Annotated in this window: 12 protein-coding genes; all 12 read right to left on the bottom strand. The window is 73.2% G+C overall.

Annotated features, from left to right (window positions below; all coding sequences use genetic code 11):
- Positions 1–111: 111 nt before the first annotated feature.
- The gene (locus HCK04_RS12705) at positions 112–1,047 is read right to left on the bottom strand and encodes a cysteine synthase family protein (RefSeq protein WP_142647377.1); all 936 of its coding nucleotides are present in this window, start codon (positions 1,045–1,047) and stop codon (positions 112–114) included.
- Positions 1,044–1,721, bottom strand: coding sequence for a DNA methyltransferase (locus tag HCK04_RS12710; protein ID WP_142647378.1), 678 nt, complete (start codon positions 1,719–1,721; stop codon positions 1,044–1,046). Before HCK04_RS12710 ends, HCK04_RS12705 begins: the two co-directional genes overlap by 4 nt.
- Positions 1,721–3,118 carry an MFS transporter gene (locus HCK04_RS12715; protein ID WP_205830159.1) on the bottom strand — a complete coding sequence of 466 codons (1,398 nt, stop codon included), beginning with the start codon at positions 3,116–3,118 and terminating at the stop codon, positions 1,721–1,723. Before HCK04_RS12715 ends, HCK04_RS12710 begins: the two co-directional genes overlap by 1 nt.
- Positions 3,115–4,389 carry a hypothetical protein gene (locus HCK04_RS12720; RefSeq protein ID WP_142647379.1) on the bottom strand — a complete coding sequence of 425 codons (1,275 nt, stop codon included), beginning with the start codon at positions 4,387–4,389 and terminating at the stop codon, positions 3,115–3,117. Before HCK04_RS12720 ends, HCK04_RS12715 begins: the two co-directional genes overlap by 4 nt.
- 44 nt (positions 4,390–4,433) lie before the next feature.
- Complete coding sequence (gene epsC, locus HCK04_RS12725) at positions 4,434–6,350, bottom strand: serine O-acetyltransferase EpsC (protein ID WP_205830160.1); 1,917 nt, start codon at positions 6,348–6,350, stop codon at positions 4,434–4,436.
- 598 nt (positions 6,351–6,948) lie between these two features.
- The gene (locus HCK04_RS12735; RefSeq protein WP_142647380.1) at positions 6,949–7,680 is read right to left on the bottom strand and encodes a CbiX/SirB N-terminal domain-containing protein; all 732 of its coding nucleotides are present in this window, start codon (positions 7,678–7,680) and stop codon (positions 6,949–6,951) included.
- Entirely contained in the window at positions 7,677–8,840 is a 1,164-nt protein-coding gene (locus tag HCK04_RS12740; protein WP_142647381.1) for a uroporphyrinogen-III synthase, read from the bottom strand. Before HCK04_RS12740 ends, HCK04_RS12735 begins: the two co-directional genes overlap by 4 nt.
- Complete coding sequence (gene nirD, locus HCK04_RS12745) at positions 8,837–9,193, bottom strand: nitrite reductase small subunit NirD (RefSeq protein WP_142647382.1); 357 nt, start codon at positions 9,191–9,193, stop codon at positions 8,837–8,839. The genes HCK04_RS12740 and nirD overlap by 4 nt, the downstream gene beginning before the upstream one ends.
- On the bottom strand, positions 9,190–11,643 hold the full coding sequence (gene nirB / locus HCK04_RS12750) for a nitrite reductase large subunit NirB (RefSeq protein ID WP_142647383.1): 2,454 nt from the start codon (positions 11,641–11,643) through the stop codon (positions 9,190–9,192). The genes nirD and nirB overlap by 4 nt, the downstream gene beginning before the upstream one ends.
- A 14-nt stretch (positions 11,644–11,657) precedes the next feature.
- Positions 11,658–13,067: an FAD-dependent oxidoreductase gene (locus tag HCK04_RS12755; RefSeq protein ID WP_142647384.1), complete on the bottom strand. Its 1,410-nt coding sequence runs from the start codon at positions 13,065–13,067 to the stop codon at positions 11,658–11,660.
- Complete coding sequence (locus tag HCK04_RS12760; protein WP_240971371.1) at positions 13,064–15,160, bottom strand: molybdopterin oxidoreductase family protein; 2,097 nt, start codon at positions 15,158–15,160, stop codon at positions 13,064–13,066. Before HCK04_RS12760 ends, HCK04_RS12755 begins: the two co-directional genes overlap by 4 nt.
- A gap of 246 nt (positions 15,161–15,406) precedes the next feature.
- Complete coding sequence (locus tag HCK04_RS12765; RefSeq protein ID WP_142647386.1) at positions 15,407–16,777, bottom strand: MFS transporter; 1,371 nt, start codon at positions 16,775–16,777, stop codon at positions 15,407–15,409.
- Positions 16,778–16,799 lie beyond the last annotated feature (22 nt).

Below are 16,799 nucleotides of genomic sequence, written 5' to 3' on the forward strand. Positions count from 1 at the left end.
GCCCTGGCTCCGGGCCCCGCGTCAGCCGATGCGGCCGGCCGGTCCCTCCGTTCGGGGGACGGCCGACCGGCCGGTTCGGCGTGATCAGGGCGGCCCTGGCGGCGGGATCGGTCAGGCCGGCCACCAGCTCAGGTAGCGCTCGCCGGTGTCCGGGAAGATCGTCACGACCGTCCGCCCCGACAGGTCCGGCCGGCGGGCGAGCGCGGCGCAGCCGTACGCCGCCGCGCCGGAGGAGATCCCGACCAGCAGCCCGGTGGTGGCCGCGATGCGCCGGGTCATGGCGGCCGCCTCGCCGTCCGGCACGGTGATCACCTCGTCGATCAGCGTGACGTCGGTGACGGGGCTGATGAAGCCGCCGTTGAGGCCGGGGATCCGGTGCGGCCCCGGGGCGCCTCCCGACAGCAGGGGCGAGCCCTCCGGCTCCACCGCGACGACGCGCAGCCCGGGGTTGCGCTCGCGCAGGTAGCGGGCGGTTCCGGTGAGCGTGCCGCCGGTCCCGACCCCGCACACCAGCACGTCGACCTGACCGCCGGTGGCGGCCCAGATCTCCGGTCCGGTGGTCGTGTAGTGGGCCATGACGTTGGCGGGGTTCTCGTGCTGGCGGGCGTACCAGGACCCGGGGAGGGCGGCGTGCAGCTCCGTCGCCCGGTCCACGCAGCCCTGGAAGCCGAGGGTGTGGTCGGTGAACTCGACCCGCGCGCCCAGCATGCGCAGGGTCAGCGTGCGCTCCCGGGAGGCGTTGTCCGGCATCACGACCACGCACGGGTATCCCCGGCTGACCGCGAGCGCCGCCAGGGCGATGCCGGTGTTGCCGGAGGTCGACTCGATCACGGTGGCGCCGGGGGTCAGCGCCCCGGACGCCTCGGCCTCCTCGATCATGCGCAGCGCCACCCGGTCCTTGATGCTCGACAGCGGGTTGGCCGCCTCCAGCTTGGCGAGCACGGTGACGTCCGGGGGCAGGCCGTCGAGGGAGAGCCGGAGCAGGGGCGTGTCGCCGATGAGGTCGTCGATCCTGGCCGCGATGTCGCCGCCGATCAGCGGGATCATGCCTGCTCCTTCTCGGCCACGAGCAGGTATTCGTGCGAGCGGTTGGTCACCATCGGGCCGTCGTCGCTCACCGGCCAGTTGTAGCAGTGGATCCGCTCGTCGCCGAGGATCAGATGGCGGCCGAGGACCCGGGCGACGTCCCAGGCCAGCGGCACGAACCTGCCGGCCAGGCGGCGGTTCTGCACGGCGAACACCGCCCGCGCGCCGGGCCGCATGACCTTCGCCACCGCGGCCAACGCCTCGTCGATCGCGCTCAGATACTCGTCGTAGTCGCGCAGCGCGTAGAACTGGCCCTCCACGGTGGAGTCGGTGTCGAGGTTGGTGCCGAAGTAGGGCAGGTCGGCCAGGACGAAGTCCACCGACTCCGGCGGCAGCGGCGGCGTGCGGGCGTCGCCGCACAGCATGGTCTGGCCGGGATACGCCTCCAGGCGCCTGCGCGCCTGCTCCGCGCGCTCCGGCGAGACCTCAAGGCCGATCCCCTTCCGGCCCTCGACCGCGCACGCCACCAGCGTGGTGCCCCAGCCGGCGAACGGGTCGAGCACGACGTCGCCCGGCTCGGTCATCTCCACGATCAGCGGCCTCAGCTGGCTGACCCAGCCGCACTGGCCCGCCGCCTCCGGCAGCGCGAACGCGGGGTCCTCTCCCTGCAGCACGTGCCAACTCGATCTGCCCATCACTCAACACCAGCCTTCTGTGTCGCCGTCGCGGCGCGACGGTCGTCCGTGTCCGTCTTTCCGGGGTCTTCGAGAAGGTCTTCCGGGTCTTCGGGGTTCTCGGGGTCTTCGGGGTTCTTGGGGTCTTCGGAGTCCTCGGGGACTTCGGGGTCGTCGGGGACCCGCGCGTGGACGGCCCGGGCGGGCAGCCGGGGCTCCAGGCGGAGCATGGTGAGGGCCGAGCCGGAGACGCCCGCCGCGAGCAGCAGCCACATGGAGATCGGCGACAGGCTCAGCAGCGCGGTCAGCACGGCCGGGGCCAGCGTGATCGGGATCGCCCAGGAGAACTGGTAGACCGCCATGTATCTGCCCCGGGTCTCCTCGGGGGCCGCGCTCGACACGAGCGCCGACAGCGGCGCGCCGTGCAGCATCTCCCCCAGCGTGAACAGCGCCGTCGCGGCGAACACCCCGGCCAGCGCGACCGGCCGGACGGGTACCCCGGCCAGCAGGGCGAACGCCGCGAACGACGCCCCGAACGTGGCGGCGCCCGCCGCGACCGTACGGGTGCGCCGATAGCGGATCAGCCGCCGCGTCACCGGGATCTGCAGCAGCGCGATGCCGACGGTGTTGACCGCGTACAGCACGCCGACCAGCGAGGCCGGGACGCCCAGCTCCTGGGTGACGTAGACGGGCAGCGCCACCGACAGCACCATGTAGCCGAAGGCGGTCGGCACGTTCTGCAGGGTCAGGGCGAGGAACGTCCGGTCGCGTAGGACGAGCCGGTATCCCCCGCTCCCCCGGGCCGCCGCCGGAGCCGGTGCGGCCGCACCTGCCCGCGTGGCCGTACGATCCCGCCCGCCGGGAACGGGGATCGTACGGAGGATCAGCGCGGCGCCCGCGAACGCGGCGGCGCTGACGAGCACGATCACCCGGTAGGCGGCGTCGCTGCCCAGGCCGAGCGCGGCGCCCGCGATGAGGCCGCCCGCGCCGAGGCCGGCGTTGCGCAGGCTGCGCTGCGCGGCGAGGAGCCTGTCGCGGTCCGCGCCCCGCGCGATGGCGGCGACGAACGACTGGATCGACGGCGGGTAGGAGCCGTCGCCGAGCGCCACCAGCGCCACCGCGAGGAACATCGTCAGCGGCGAGTCCACCAGCGGGTAGGCGGCGAACCCCACGGCACGCACCAGATAACCGCCCACGACGACGGCCCGCGCGCCGAAGCGGTCGACGAGCACGCCCGCGATCGGGTTGGCGACCAGGCTGAACAGCGCCGCCGCGGTCATGATGACGCCGACCCGCTCGATCGGCAGCCCGGTGACGTGGTGGAAGAACAGCAGCGACAGGGGCAGGTACATGCCGCTGCCGGTGGAGTCGACCACCATGCCGGCCATGTAGCGCGCCTGCGTCGACGGGCGGATCACGACGGCACCGCCCCGATCCGCACCTGCTCCTCCAGCCGCGCCCCGAGCGAGCGCAGCCTGCGCTCGCACTCCGCGCGGGTGGGGGCCGAGGCGATGGCCACGGTGAGGAAGTCGGCCGAGCCCGCGGCGGGCGGGACCACCTGGCCCGGCCGCGCGTAGAGCCAGAAGTGCTCCACCCAGGGCTCCTGCGGGACGTCGGGCAGCGCGTGGATGAGGCCGGGCCGCTTCATCATCAGCACCTGACCGGCCATCCGGGCCGGCTCCGGCCGCCGCCCCGGCCGTACGGCCCGCTCCACGTCGGGCAGCGGAAGGCCGAGCTGGGCCCGGATGGAGCACTCGGCGAGGTTGACCCCGAACAGAGTGTGGAAGACCTCGCGGATCTTCCCGCCGCCGGACCGGCAGGCGATCTCGCACAGCACCAGCCGGTCGTCGGGCGTGTGGAAGATCTCCGCGTGGAACGCGTGGTCGCGCAGCCGCCCGCCGGGCCGCCGCAGCGCCGCCAGCGTCCGCCCGGTCAGCTCCAGCAGGCGGCCGGTGAGCGGGTCGCCGGGATCGAGCGCCAGGTCGACCCGGGAGCCCGGGTCGCTGCCGAACGACGCCAGCTCGTACTGGTACTGCGAAGGCCAGGCGAGCACGACCTCGCCGTCCACCACCAGCCCGTCGACGTGGCACATGCGGCCGGGCACGTACGCCTCCAGCAGCAGGTCGTCGCGCTGCCCGTCGTGCCCCGGGCCGTACGCCTCGGCGAGGAAGGCCGTCAGCGCGTCGCCGTCGCGCAGGATGCGCAGGCCGATGGAGTTGAAACCGGCCCTGTTCTTGACCACCAGGGGGAACCCGTGGACGCCCGCGAAGTCCAGCACGTCGGCGGTGGTCCGCGGCACCGTGTGGGGCGCGACCTCCACGCCCGCCCGCGCCGCGTGCTCCTTCATCAGGGCCTTGTCGCGGAACGGCAGCACGTCGGCGGCCCGCGCGCCGGGCAGCCCGAGCTCCTCGCGCAGGGCGGCCACGCGCAGCACGTCGGCCTCGTGCTCCCCGATCAGGTGGGTGGCGCCATATTCGGCGACGAGCCGCGCGACCCGCCCGGCCACCTCGTCGTCGTGGTCGAAGAGCTCCAGGTGGGTGTAGCCGAGGTTCCCCTCGGGGATCCGCTCGCCGAACGGCTCGAACCTGTCGCGGGCGGCGAGGATGACCACCGGGCCCTCGTGGTCGCGCAGCCAGCGGTCGTACGGGAACGGCTCCAGCGGGTTGCGGTGCACGATGACGACGCTCATGTCACTCCCTCGCCCGGCGGCTCGGGGTTCGTTGCCTCGCCCCTTCATGCCGGCACCTCCGCGAGGGACCGCGCCTCGGCCACCTGCGCGAGCCAGGTGCGCCCGTCCTCGCCGGCGACCCGGATCCGGATCGCCTCGTCGATGACCTCCGCGCCGCGGCGGATCGCCGCCTCCGTGTCCGGGCCGGTCACCGCCACCAGGCCGAGCCGGTCCCAGTTGTCGCGCAGCGCGTGCACGGTGTCGCCGGGCTTGGCCGTGACGCGCACGTCGAGCACGCCCTCCCGCGCCGCGGCGTCGGCGACGCCCTCCACCGACTCGACCCGCCCCGGCTCGCTCACCAGGGAGCGCACGCTGGCCCCCGCGTGCGCCTCCGGCCGGTCCGGCAGCTCGGGGACCAGCCGGAACGGCCAGCCAAGGGCATACTCGATCAGGTCGATGCCGTACGCCCCCCGCACGAGCTCCGGGATCATGTCGCCGGCGACGCGGTTGTGGCTCTCGATGACCACCGGGCCGTGCGGGCCGAGCCGCAGCTCTGTGTGCGTCACGCCGTCCCTGAGACCGATCAGGTCGAGGAAGCGGCACACGCTCGCGCGGATCCGCTCCCGCACCGGCTCGTCCAGCCGGGCGGGCACGGCGTGGCCGAGCTCGGCGAACCGGTCGGGGTGCACGAACTTCTCGGTGATCGCCACCACGACGTGGCGGCCCGCGAAGCTGAACGCCTCGACGCTGAACTCCGGCCCCTCGACGTACTGCTCCATGAGGAAGTCCTGCAGGAGGAACATGGTGGAGACCCGGTCGGTGCGGGTGCCGCGCAGCCCTTCCACCGCGGCCCAGACCCGCTCGGCGTCCTCCGGTCCTGCGACGCGGTGGACGCCGATGCTCGCGGTCGCGTCGGCCGGCTTGACGATGAACGGATAGCCGTGGGCGGCGCCGAAGGCGTCCAGGTCCTCGCGGCGCAGGAGCGGCGCGGCGGCCACCGCGGAGGGGTCGAGCTCCGCGCCCGGAACCGACGCGAGGTGACGGCGCATGGCCAGTTTGTCGCGGAACCTCCGGGTGACCTCATAACCGGTGCCGCCCAGGCCGAACAGGTCGTTGACCCGTCCCGCGTTCTCCAGCCCGGGCTCGGTGATCGACAGCGCGACGCGGAACCCAGGCTCCCGCCACAGCCGCCTGGCGACGGGCTCGACCGCCGCCCAGTCGGTGTAGTCGAGCACGCGCAGGACGTCGGCGAGCTCCTCCTGCTCGGCGCTGACCTTGGTGGGGTGCTGGAGCAGCAGGACGGTCAGCCCGAGCTCCTTGGCCTTGCGCACGGTCTCGTCGGTGGCGCCGACTATCAGGACCGTGCTGTCCGGATTCATCGATCCACTCCTTTCGTCGGGGGGTCGGGGCAGGTCGGCTCCGGCCGTACGGGCCGGGACGCCGCCGCGTGGCGCGGAAACGGTGCCGGCTGGGGCGAGGACGCGCGCGCCGGCGGGCACGTCGTCGAGGACGAGCGCCCGCGCCCCGATGACGGCGTCGTCCCCCACGCGCACCGGGCCGAGAACGGTCGCCCCGGCGCCCAGCACCACACGGGCTCCGATCACCGGGTGCCGCCGTTCCCCGTCCGCGCGGAGGTTGTCGCGCCACCAGCCGACCGCCCCGAGGGTCACCTGGTGGTAGATGGTCACGTCGTCGCCCACGACCGCGGTCTCCCCGATCACCACGGCCGCGCCGTGGTCGACGAAGACCCTGCGTCCCAGCTCCGCGCCCGGATGGATCTCCACTCCGGTGACGTGGCGTGCGAGGAGCATCAGCAGCCGGGCCGGCAGCCGCCTGCCACGCCGGTGCAGCCGGTGGGCGATCCGGTGCAGCCACAGTGCAGGCAGCACCGGGTGCAGCAACGCCTCCTTCCGGTCGCGTACGGACGGGTCCCGTTCGACGATCGTCCGCAGGTCCTCGGCCAGGAGACGCGGCAGTCTCACCGGCCGTTCGCTTCCCGGGGGCGGCGGAGAAGACCTGAAATCGGCACGCGGCATCTTCGCCTCCTCACATTCACCTCGGCGAATGAACCATGAATGGAGCCCGGATTCATGGGATGGCAGCCCGCCACTGGCCTGGAGATCCTCCACGGCCATTTCCGGGAGAGTGAATTACGGACCCTTTTTCCTCGGTTATTGGGTAAGCGTGCTTGCCCTGGAACCACCAGGTCAACCCCTACCCGGCCGGCCGTCGACCGGTATCCGGCGGGCCGGCGACCCCCGGCGGACAGACGCCGTACCGAATTCTCCGAGCCCACGGCGGCATTTCTCCGGAGTCGGCGGGGTCCGAAAACATGTACGCGCCGGCCCGGAACAGACCGGCACGGCAAAAAGAAAAGCCCGCCCCCCCACACGGCACAGGGCGGGCGCGGCGAACGGCTCAGCCGCGGATACAGCCGGTGCCTGACGGCACGGCCCGGGCACGAGTGGCCGACAGCTCAGCGGACGCGGGCGGCTGACGGCTGAGGACGCGGAGACGGGCCGGGGCCCGGGGTTGGGGGGTGACTGAGGGCTCTGGCCGGGGTGGAGGCGGCTGACGCGGTCAGGCGCGGGTGTGGGTGGCGAACGGGGTGCGAGCGGGCGTGATGGTGGCGCGGTGTCCGGCGAGGGCCTCGTCGAAGCGGGTCCAGACGAGGGCGGCCAGGTCGTCGTCCACGCCGAGGGGCGGGCTGACCAGGTCAGCGCCGCTGTTCAGCAGCCGGTCGTGGAAGAACCCGGGCGCGAGCAGGTAGGAGGCGACGGCGACGCGCGGGGCGAGGCCCGCCCTGGTGCGTTCCAGCGCCTCGGCGAGCGTGGGCGTCCCGGCCGAGGCGAACGCGGCCGTGACGGGACGCGAGAGCCGTACGGAAAGGAGCCGGGCCGCGGCGCGGACGTCGTCCAGAGCGGCGGGGTCGGACGAGCCGGCCGCGCCCAGGATGACGGCGTCGCAGGGCCGCAGGCCGGCCACGGCCAGGCGGCGTGCCAGCACCGAGGTCAGCAGCCGGTGCGGCCCGAGCTGCCCGGCGACGACCGCGTCGGGCCGGGTGCGGGCGACGACGGCGGGCAGGTCGATGTGCGCGTGGTATCCCCCGGCGAGCAGCATGGGGACCACCACGACGGGCCCGGCCACCCCCGACAGCACGTCGGACAGCAGCGGCGAGCTGATCTCCAGGAAGCCCAGCTCGACCGCCGAGCCCGGCCTGGCGCGGCGCACGCGGGCCGCCAGGGAGTCCATGACCGACTCCCAGTGGCCGCTGCGTGCCCCGTGCGCGGCCATCACCAGGGTCGGGGTCATCGTTCGTCCCGGCCGCAGGCGAGGCGGTAGCCGCGCTTGACGACGGTCTCGACGATGCCCGAGGGACCGAGCGCCCGGCGCAGGCGGGTGATGGCCATCTCCACCGCGTGCTCGGCCGAGTCGCGCGAGGGGCCGCCGGGCAGCACGACCCGCAGGTCGGCCCGGTTGACGACGTGCCCGGGGCGCTCGGCGAGCCGCTTCAGCACGGCCATCGGAGCGGGCGGCAGCGGCTTGAGCTCGCCGTCGACCACCACGGCGTGACCGCGGATCTCCAGCTCGTGCCCGCCCGCGACGAGCCGCGTGACGCCGCTTTCCGGCAGGTGGCGGGCGAGGATCCGGGCGAGCGCGCCGAGACGGGCACGCTCGGGCTGGACGGCCCGCACGCCGCGCTGGGTGAGCGGCCCGGCCGTGACCGGGCCGACGCAGGCCGCCACCACACGGCTGCCGAACGCCGCGAGCAGCGCGTCCTCCAGCCCGTCGGCGCGGGCCGCGCCCAGCATGGCCAGCACGGCGGGCGCGCTGGTGAAGGCCACCGCGTCCACCGACCCGGTGATCGCCTGGCTGATCAGGCGGCGCAGCGGCGAGGTGTCGCGGTAGGGCAGCCACCGGTAGACCGGCACCTCGATCACCTCCGCGCCCGCCTTCCGCAGCGCCGCGACGAAGCTGTCCAGCGGTTCGCCGTGGAGCTGTACGGCGATGCGGCGGCCGTGCAGGTCCTGCGCGAGCAGATACTCCTTGACCTCCTCGCACGACTCCGTGGCCGGCGTCCAGAAGTCCACCAGGCCGGCCGCGCGGACGGCTCCGCGCGCCTTGGGGCCGCGGGCGAGCAGCCGCGCGTTGGCGAGGTGCGCGTTCAGGTCGGCGGACAGGCCCCAGCCCTCCGCCGCCGCCATCCACCCGCGGAACCCCACCCCGGTGGTGATGACCACGTCGTCGACGGGCGCCTCCAGACAGGCCCGGGTCGCGGCGAGCAGCCCGGCGTCCTCCGCGAGCGGCACGATGCGGATCGCGGGCGCCCGCACGACCCGGGCGCCACGCCGTTCGAGGAGCGCGGCCAGCTCCTCGCTGCGGCGGGTCGCCGTCACCCCGATCGTGAACCCTGCCAGCGCGTCCGGCGCGGTCTCCAGGCTCATCGGGGTCTCGTCCAGCAGCGCGGTCATACCACGCTCACCTCCACGGTTCCATGTGTGACCCGAATGGGATAGGTCGGCACGGCTACGCCCGGGTCGTCGACGCAGACGCCGGTGACCAGGGAGAACACCTGCTTGTGCATGGGCGACGCCACGGTCGGCTCACCGTTCCTGGTGCCGACGATGCCCCGGGACATGACGTACGCCCCGCTGAACGGGTCGAGGTTGCCCAGGGCGTACAGGGCGCCGTCGAAGGTGCGGAAGACCGCCACCTGCCGGTCGCCGACGAGCACCGCCGCACCCCGCTCGGGCAGCAGGTCGGTGTAGGAGCAGACCGGGGTCCAGTGGCCGGCAAGGGCCGGCATCTCGTCGAGGATGGTCATCTGCGGGTCACCTCCAGTGGAATCAGCACCGGCTTGATCTGGTCGCGCTCGGTCTCGAAGGAGATCGAGGGGTCGGGAACGCCGGGGGCGTTGACGAAGCTCACGAAGCGGCGCAGTTTGTCGGGGTCCTCGATGGTGGCGCGCCACTCGTCGACGTACGTGGACACGTGCCGTTCCATCTGCGCGTCGAGTTCGGCGCAGATGCCGAGCGAGTCCTCCATGATCACCTCACGGAGGTAGTCGAGCCCGCCGTCGAGGTTCTCCAGCCAGGCGGCGGTGCGCTGGAGCCGGTCGGCGGTGCGGATGTAGAACATCAGGAACCGGTCGATCGTCCTGACCAGGTCGTCGGTGGACAGGTCGGACGCGAGCAGGTCGGCGTGGCGGGGCTTGAAGCCGCCGTTGCCGCCCACGTAGAGGTTCCAGCCCTGCTCGGTCGCGATGATGCCGAAGTCCTTCGACCTGGCCTCCGCGCACTCCCGGGCGCAGCCGGAGACGGCCGACTTCAGCTTGTGCGGCGAGCGCAGCCCCCGGTAGCGCAGCTCCAGGGCGATGGCCAGGCCCACCGAGTCCTGCACGCCGTAGCGGCACCAGGTGGACCCGACGCAGGACTTCACCGTCCGCAGCGCCTTGCCGTACGCGTGACCGGACTCGAAGCCGGCGTCGACGAGGCGGCGCCAGATGGCCGGAAGCTGCTCGACCCGGGCCCCGAGCAGGTCGATGCGCTGCGCTCCGGTGATCTTCGTGTAGAGCCCGAACTCTCGGGCCACCTCGCCGATGACGATGAGCTTGTCCGGGGTGATCTCGCCGCCCGGGATGCGGGGGACGACCGAGTAGGTGCCGTTCTTCTGGATGTTGGCCAGGAACTGGTCGTTGGTGTCCTGCAGCGCGGCCTGCTCGCCGTCGAGGATGTGGCCGCGGCCGAGGGAGGCGAGGATCGAGGCGACCGCGGGCTTGCAGATGTCGCAGCCGCGGCCGGTGCCGTGCTCGGCGATGAGCTGGGAGAACGTCGTGATCCCCCGGACGTTGACGATGTCGAACAGCTCGGCCCTGCTGTGCGGGAAGTGCTCGCACAGCGCCTTGCCGACGTCGACGCCCGACTTCACCAGGATCTGCTTGAGCATCGGCACGCAGCTTCCGCAGGTGGTGCCGGCGCGGGTGCAGTCCTTGATGCCCTGGACGTCGGTGAGGCCCTTGTCGGCGATGGCCTCGCAGATCCTCCCCTTGGTGACGTTGTTGCAGGAGCAGACCTGCGCGTCGTCGGGCAGGTCGACCGACGCCTTGCCCGCGCCGGCGAACAGCAGGTCGCTCGGCGCGCCGGGCAGCGGCTTGCCGACGAACGGCCGCAGCGCGTTGTAGGGGGCGGCGTCGCCGACGCAGATGCCGCCGAGCAGGGTCTTGGCGTCGTCGCTGATGAACAGCCGCTTGTAGACGCCCCCGACGGGGTCCATGTAGGTGACGTCGAGCGCGCCCGACATGGCGCCGAACTGGGCCACCTCCACGCCGAGCAGCTTGAGCTTGGTGGACATGTCGGCGCCGGTGAAGGCGGCCTGCCCGTCGAGGATCCGTTCGGCGGCCACCTCCGCCTGGGTGTTGCAGGGCCCGACGAGGCCGTAGATCATGCCTCCGGCCAGGGCGCACTCGCCGATCGCGTAGATGTGCTCGTCGGAGGTGCGCATGCCCTCGTCGACCACGATGCCGCCGCGCTCGCCGACCTCCAGGCCGCAGGCGCGGGCGAGCTCGTCGCGCGGCCGGATGCCGGCCGAGAAGACCACGACCTGCGCCTCGATCGCCTCGCCGTCGGGCTTCACGAGCGACGCGACCCGGCCGTCCGGGCCCGCCTCGATCGACCTCACGCCCGCGCCCGTGTGGATGGTCAGCCCGAGCCCCTCGATGTGCCCGCGCAGCACCGAGCCGCCGCCCTCGTCCACCTGGCGGGGCATGAGCCAGCCGCTCATCTCGATGACGTGGGTGTCGAGGCCGAGCCCGCGCAGGGCGTCGGCCGCCTCCAGGCCGAGCAGGCCGCCGCCGATGACGACGCCCGCGCGGGCGTCGCGCGACGCGTCCCTGATGGCGTCCAGGTCGTCGATCGTCCGGTAGACGAAGCAGCCCGGCAGGTCCCGGCCCGGCACCGGCGGCACGAACGGCGCCGACCCGGTGGCCAGCACCAGCACGTCGTACGGCTCGCTGTCGCCGGCGTCGGTGGTGACGGTGCGGTTCGCACGGTCGATCGCGGTGACGCGGACGCCGGTCCTGACCGTGACGCCGTCCGGCACCGGATAGGTGAGGTCTTCGACGCTCTTGCCGCTGAGGTAGGAGGTGAGCGCCACCCTGTCGTAGGCCGGGCGGGGCTCCTCCCCGAAAACGGTCACCGTGCCGTCGAAGCCCCGGCCGGCGAGCGTCTCGATCAGGCGGTGTGCCGTCGGGCCGTGACCGACAACGACGAGTCTCATGCCCTTACGGTCCTTCATGCGCTCACACCTTCCTGCTCACACAGCCAGCCGACGATGCCCTCGACCGCGTCGCGGCAACTGCCGCAGCCGGTGGTGGCCCTCGTCGCGGCGGCCACGGCCTCCACGTTCCGCGCGCCGGACTCCCAGCACGCTCTGATCTGGCCCTTCGTCACGTTGTTGCACTGGCAGACCCGCGCGGAGTCGGGCATCCGGGTGGGGCTGTCGGCCACCGCCGCGCCGCCCATGCCCGCGAGGTCGGGGAACAGCAGCCCGGTGCGGTCGCCGGGCAGGGGGCCTCCCCGGTCGAAGAGCTGGGTCAGGGTGCCCACCGCGGAGGTCTCGCCCAGCAGGATCGCGCCGACCAGCCGGCCGTCGCGGATGACGAGCTTGCGGTAGGTGCCCTTGTGCCGGTGGGAGAAGCGGACGATCTCCGCCTCGTCCTCCGTCAGCTGGGTCTCCCCCATCGCCGCGAGCTCCACGCTCCTGGCCTTGAGCCGGGTGACCAGCCGCGAGCCCCGGTAGCGTGCGCCCTTGTCGGCGCCGGTCACGAGGTCGGCCACGACCGACGCCTGCTCCCACCCGGGGGCGACCAGCCCGTAGACGAGGCCCGCGTGCTGGGCGCACTCCCCGATCGCGAAGATCGACGGGTCGTCGGTGCGCAGCTCGTCGTCCACGACGACGCCGCGCTCGACCTCAAGCCCCGCGTCGCGGGCGAGCCCGACGACCGGGCGCACCCCGCAGGCCAGCACGACCAGGTCGGCGTCGATCAGCTCGCCGCCGGCCAGTCCGACGTGCCGCTCGCGGATCGCGCTCACGGTGACGCCCGTGCGGATGGCGACGCCGAGCGCGCCGAGCGTCTCGCGCAGGATCAGCCCGGCCTCCTCGTCGAGCTGGCGCTCCATCAGGTGACCGGCGAGGTGCAGCAGCGTCACCGGGACGCCCCGCCCCGCCAGGCCCCGCGCGGCCTCGATGCCGAGCAGCCCGCCGCCGACCACGACCGCGCTGCGGGCGCTCTCGGCGGCCTCCCTGATCCGCTCGCAGTCGTCCAGCGTGCGGAATGCCGTCGCCCGCTCCACGCCGGGGATCGGCGGCACGATCGGCTCGCTGCCGGTGGCGAGCACGAGCACGTCGTACGGCTCGCGCGTCCCGTCGGCGGCGATCACCGTCTGACAGTCCCGGTCGATGGCGGTGACCGGGACGCCGAGGCGGGCGGTCACGCCGTGGTCGGCGTACCAGCGGGAGTCGAGCAGCCGGACCTGGTCCGGGCTCGACGTGCCGGCCACCACGTTCGACAGCAGCACCCGGTTGTACGGCTGCCACGCCTCGGCGCCGAACACCGTGATCTTCACGTTCTTGTCCCGGGCGCGGACCTCGCTCACCAGGCGCGAGCCCGCCATCCCGTTCCCCACCACGACGAGCCTCACGCGACACGCTCCCCGTCTTCGGCGCACCGCTCGATGGCGGCGGCGCAGACCTTGAACTCCGGCATGCGCGACATCGGGTCGAGCGCCGGGTTGGTGAGCAGGTTGACGCCCTCCCAGTGGAACGGCATGAACAACGTGTCCGGCCGGATCGAGGTGTTCACCCGGGCCACGCCCTCGGCGGCGCCTCGGCGGCTGCGCACCCGGACGCGGTCGCCGGGGGCGACTCCCAGCCGCTCGGCGAGGTCCGGGTGCAGCTCCACGAACACCTCGGGCGACGCCTGCGTCAGCGGGCGGATGCGGCGTGTCTGCGCCCCCGACTGATAGTGGGCGAGCACCCGGCCCGACGTGAGGTAGAGCGGGAACTCCTCGTCCACGTCCTCGGCGGGCGGGCGGTGCTCCACCGGCACCAGGCGGGCCCGGCCGTCGGGGGTCGCGAAGCGGTCGAGGAAGGGCCGCGGGGTTCCGGGGTGCGGGCCGGCGCTGTCGTCCCCGGTGCCGGGGCAGGGCCAGAACACGCCGGTCTCGGCCGCGATGCGCTCGTAGGTGATGCCGGAGTAGTCGGCGACGCCTCCGGCGGAGGCCCGGCGCAGCTCGTCGAAGACCGTGCGCGGGTCGGCGGGGAACTTCTCGCCGCAGCCGAGCCGCTCGGCGAGGCCCCGCAGGATCTCCAGGTCGCTGCGGGCGCCCGGAGGGGGCGCGGCGGCCTGGCGGCGCAGCAGCACCCGGCCCTCCAGGTTGGTCATCGTGCCCGCCTCCTCGGCCCACTGGGTCGTGGGCAGCACGACGTGGGCCATGGCCGCCGTCTCCGACAGCACGAAGTCGGAGACCACGAGCAGGTCGAGCGCGTCCAGCCGCCCGGCGACGTGCCCGGCGCGCGGCGCGGAGACGACGGGGTTGGAGCCGAACAGCAGCAGCGCCTTCGGGCCCTCCGGTGTGCCGAGCGCGTCGAACAGCTCGTACGCCGACCGGCCGGGACCGGGCAGGTCGTCGGGGTCGATCCCCCACACGGCGGCGACGTGCGCCCGCGCCGCCGGGTCGTCGATCTTGCGGTAGCCGGGGAGCTGGTCGGCCTTCTGGCCGTGCTCCCTGCCGCCCTGGCCGTTGCCCTGGCCGGTCACGCAGCCGTAGCCGGAGCCCTCACGGCCGGGCAGCCCGAGTGTGAGCGCCAGGTTGACGAACGCGGTGACGGTGTCGGTGCCCTTGGCGTGCTGCTCGGCGCCCCGGCCGGTCAGCACCATCGCGCGCTCGGCCTCGCCGAGGATCCGTACGGCCTCGCGCATCCGCGCGACCGGGACGCCGGTGACGCGCTCCACCCGCTCGGGCCACCAGGCCGACACGGAGGTGCGCACCTCCTCGAAGCCGGTCGTGCGGGCGGCCAGGTAGTCCAGGTCGGCGTACCCGTCGGCGATCGCGATGTGCAGCAGGCCGAGCGCGAGCGCGAGGTCGGTGCCGGGGGTGACCTGCAGGTGCAGGTCGGCCATCTTGGCGGTCTGGGTGACGCGCGGGTCGACGACGACGAGCCTGCCGCCGCCGGACCGCATGGCGCTCAGGTGGCGTACGAAGGGAGGCATGGTCTCGGCGACGTTGCCCCCGGCGAACAGCACGGCGCCGGCGCGGGCGATGTCGGTGATCGGGAACGGCAGTCCCCGGTCCATGCCGAAGGCCCGGTTGACCGCGCTGGCCGCCGACGACATGCAGAACCTGCCGTTGTAGTCGATCTGGCTGGTCCGCAGCGCGACCCTGGCGAACTTGCCGAGCTGGTAGGCCTTCTCGTTGGTCAGCCCGCCGCCGCCGAACACCGCCACGGCGTCCGGCCCGTGCGCGGCCCTGATGGCCTCGATCCGCTCGGCGACGTAGTCGAGCGCCTCGTCCCAGCTCACCGGGCTGCCGTGCAGCAGCGGGGTGGTGAGCCGTTCGGGCGAGGTCAGCAGCTCCGCCGCCGTCCAGCCCTTCTGGCACAGGCCGCCGGCGTTGGCCGGGATGTCCTCTCGCGGGGTGATCTCTCCTTTCGCGACGTACATGCCGCACTGGAGGGCGCAGTAGGGGCAGTGGGTGGCCGAGCCCACGGTCGTGCCCGCGGTGGCCTGTGACATCACAGGTCCGGGAGCGTGCAGTGAGATCGGCATGGATCCGATGGTGCTGACAGGCGGTTTCACCGCTGGGTCCCTTCTGTTACCGCTGTGCTACAAGGCGCCAACCGCGCTAACTCCGGCGAGCGCGGCGTGTGAGAGACCCCGTCGTCTCGAAAGCTCACTTGTGCTGTCGCCGCTTGTGAGGCGTCGGTCCGGAAAAGGCGGGCGCCGTGACCGGCGCCCGCGAGTGGGTGCGTGTGGCCGGGCTCAGACCCGGGCCGCCGCGAGGCTCGGCGCCGTCTTCGCGCCGAGAGTGCGCATGTAGCAGAACCAGGTCAGCCCGAAGCAGAGGATGTAGAAGGCGGCGAAGGCCGCGAGCGCGGCCCCCGCACCGCCGGTCGCGGAGATGGAGCTGCCGAACCCGCGGTTGATGAAGAACCCGCCGTACGCGCCGATCGCGGAGATGAACCCGATGGCCGCCGAGGCGTCGCGCTTGCCGGTCGCCAGCGCCTCCTCGTACGCGGGGGTGCCGGGCTCGACGCCTGCCACCGCCTTCGCCCGGAAGATCGCCGGGATCATCCGGTAGGTGGAGCCGTTGCCGACCCCGGCCGTGCCGATCAGCAGCATGAAGGCCGCGAAGAACAGCGGGAAGCTGTGCACGGACATGGCCTGCCAGACGAGCAGGACCGAGACGGCCATCGCGGCGAAGTTCCAGAACGTCACCGCGGCGCCGCCGAGGCGGTCCGACAGCCAGCCGCCGACCGGCCGGATGAGCGACCCGACCAGCGGGCCGAGGAACGCCAGCGAGGTGAGCGCGGTGTGCTCGGGGAACTGCGACTTGATGAGCAGCGGGAACGCGGTCGAGTAGCCGATGAACGAGCCGAACGTGCCGATGTAGAGGACCGACATGATCCAGGTCTGCGCCCGGCCGGCCGCCTTGACCATCTCCCTCGGCTCGGCCTTGGCCGAGGTGAGGTTGTCCATGCAGAAGTACGCGCCGACGGCCGCGGCGAGGATGAACGGCACCCAGAACAACCCGGCCGCGGCCAGCCCGAACCCGGCGATGACCAGCGGCATCAGCAGCTGCACGGAGCTGACGCCGACGTTGCCGCCGGCGGCGTTCAGGCCGAGGGCGGCGCCCTGCCGGCTCTGCGGGTAGAAGTAGGTGATGTTGGCCATGCTGGAGGCGAAGTTGCCGCCGCCGAGCCCGGCCGTCGCCGCGATCACCAGGAAGGCCCAGTAGGGCGTGCCCGGGTCGTTCACCGCCACCGCGAGCAGGACGGCGGGCACCAGCAGCAGCAGCGCGCTGACCACCGTCCAGTTGCGGCCGCCGAACCGCGCGGGCGCGAAGGTGTAGGGGATGCGCAGCGTGGAGCCGACCAGGTTGGGCAGCGAGACGATCCAGAAGAGCTGGTCGGTGGAGAACTTGTAGGCGCCGAGCTTGACCGCGACGATGCTCCAGACGGTCCACAGTGTGAAGCCCAGGTGCTCGGCCAGGATCGAGAACACCAGGTTCCGCCGGGCCACCTTCTTGCCGGTGCTCTCCCAGAACACCGGATCGTCCGGTCGCCAGTCACCGATCCAGCGGCCCTTCCGATTTTCCTCCGGGGCCGTGCGCGCCGCCTGCGTCGCCGTCATCGCTCCTCCTGCGTCCTTGTCG

This window comes from Microbispora sp. CL1-1, from assembly GCF_012034195.1.
In the GTDB taxonomy this organism is placed as follows: Bacteria; Actinomycetota; Actinomycetes; order Streptosporangiales; family Streptosporangiaceae; genus Microbispora.

Bases quoted from the DNA above. Each gene is read 5' to 3' on its own strand.
- HCK04_RS12705 (WP_142647377.1), bottom strand. From the start codon at position 1,047: ATGATCCCGCTGATCGGCGGCGACATCGCGGCCAGGATCGACGACCTC.
- HCK04_RS12710 (WP_142647378.1), bottom strand. From the start codon at position 1,721: ATGGGCAGATCGAGTTGGCACGTGCTGCAGGGAGAGGACCCCGCGTTC.
- HCK04_RS12720 (WP_142647379.1), bottom strand. From the start codon at position 4,389: ATGAGCGTCGTCATCGTGCACCGCAACCCGCTGGAGCCGTTCCCGTAC.
- HCK04_RS12735 (WP_142647380.1), bottom strand. From the start codon at position 7,680: ATGACCCCGACCCTGGTGATGGCCGCGCACGGGGCACGCAGCGGCCAC.
- HCK04_RS12740 (WP_142647381.1), bottom strand. From the start codon at position 8,840: ATGACCGCGCTGCTGGACGAGACCCCGATGAGCCTGGAGACCGCGCCG.
- nirD (WP_142647382.1), bottom strand. From the start codon at position 9,193: ATGACCATCCTCGACGAGATGCCGGCCCTTGCCGGCCACTGGACCCCG.
- nirB (WP_142647383.1), bottom strand. From the start codon at position 11,643: ATGAGACTCGTCGTTGTCGGTCACGGCCCGACGGCACACCGCCTGATC.
- HCK04_RS12760 (WP_240971371.1), bottom strand. From the start codon at position 15,160: ATGTCACAGGCCACCGCGGGCACGACCGTGGGCTCGGCCACCCACTGC.
- HCK04_RS12765 (WP_142647386.1), bottom strand. From the start codon at position 16,777: ATGACGGCGACGCAGGCGGCGCGCACGGCCCCGGAGGAAAATCGGAAG.